Source organism: Limosilactobacillus avium, from assembly GCF_947381485.1.
GTDB classification, from domain to species: domain Bacteria; phylum Bacillota; class Bacilli; order Lactobacillales; family Lactobacillaceae; genus Limosilactobacillus; species Limosilactobacillus avium.
In genome coordinates, this window is record NZ_CANCWN010000076.1 from 1 (window position 1) to 1,094 (window position 1,094).

Consider the following 1,094-nt stretch of genomic DNA (forward strand, 5'->3'; position numbering starts at 1 on the left):
TGAGGTAACACCATTAAAGACCTTGATGGGTTTTTCTGTCCACTTAAATGTTCAACTTAAATTTTACAATCTGCCAATTTGAAAACCGGCCTTTTTACAACGTAAGGCTGCATCACCAAATTTTTCCACTAGGGAATGAATTTCATCAATTGTTAATGCACGCGGTAATTTTGCACCATGTTGATACCAAGGCTCATAAGTTACTGGTGAAGCAGCAACTACGTCCTCGCTTCCAACAAAACCAGCGTCACGACCGGGGTGAGCAATCTGCATTCCAGCTACTGCCCCATTTAGTTTGACAGCATCGGCTAGGCGAGATAATCCAGGAATAAAACGATCATCATCAGCTCGCAACCCGCAAGATGTCATAGCAACAGGAGTAACGTTATCCATAAAAATTAGACCAGCACCGCCCTTAGCTGCTTGTGCATATGCCTTAATTTGATCCTCACTTACAGAACCATCAGGATTACCAAGGTATGTGCCCATAGAATTGCGAACAATCCGATTTTTTATCTCCACGTTACCTATCTTCCCATGCCTAAATAACTTTGGGAAATATTGATTTTTCATCGTATAGTCCTCCTTGTCATTAACTTGTATCCGCTTACCTCTCTAGTATGTTATACTTTGAACAAGTATACAATCAGCGGTCTTAGTAAAGAAGTTGCATAAGCAACTATTGATTAAGAAAGGTTGCAAAAATAATGACTGAAGATATTCGAAGAATTAAAACAAAAGAGAATATTCAAAATACTTTTATTAATATAATGGCAGAACAAGACCTTGAAAAAATTACTGTAAAAGCAATTACATCTCGTGCACGGATAAATAAAAGGATAAATAAAAGCACTTTTTATCGAAATTACGCAGATAAATACGATCTTTTTTATAGTATTATTAGCAATTTATTAAGAGAATACAAAGCTACTCTTTCCCCTGATTTTTTTGAATTAGTAAGCATCGGATCTATTGCCGCAATTGAAAAGGCGATAAATCCAATTATTGATTTTTTTGATCCTGAAATGTCAAATTAAGTTAGAAAGAAACTAACTGTGCGTCTGTGATATTCTCCATGAATACCTCAATGGGTG

The 1,094-nt window shown here is 36.4% G+C and carries 2 protein-coding genes; one reads left to right on the plus strand and one right to left on the minus strand.

The genetic code is table 11. The annotated features are described in order from the left end of the window. Window positions 1-63: 63 nt before the first annotated feature. Window positions 64-573, minus strand: a complete 510-nt coding sequence (locus tag QOS01_RS10355; RefSeq protein ID WP_283622263.1) for an oxidoreductase — start codon at window positions 571-573, stop codon at window positions 64-66. A gap of 134 nt (window positions 574-707) precedes the next feature. On the opposite strand from QOS01_RS10355, the gene QOS01_RS10360 reads away from it, so the two are divergent. Then, window positions 708-1,037 (plus strand): TetR/AcrR family transcriptional regulator, encoded by a 330-nt coding sequence (locus QOS01_RS10360; RefSeq protein ID WP_283622264.1) that lies wholly within the window; start codon window positions 708-710, stop codon window positions 1,035-1,037. The last annotated feature ends 57 nt before the right edge of the window (window positions 1,038-1,094 follow it).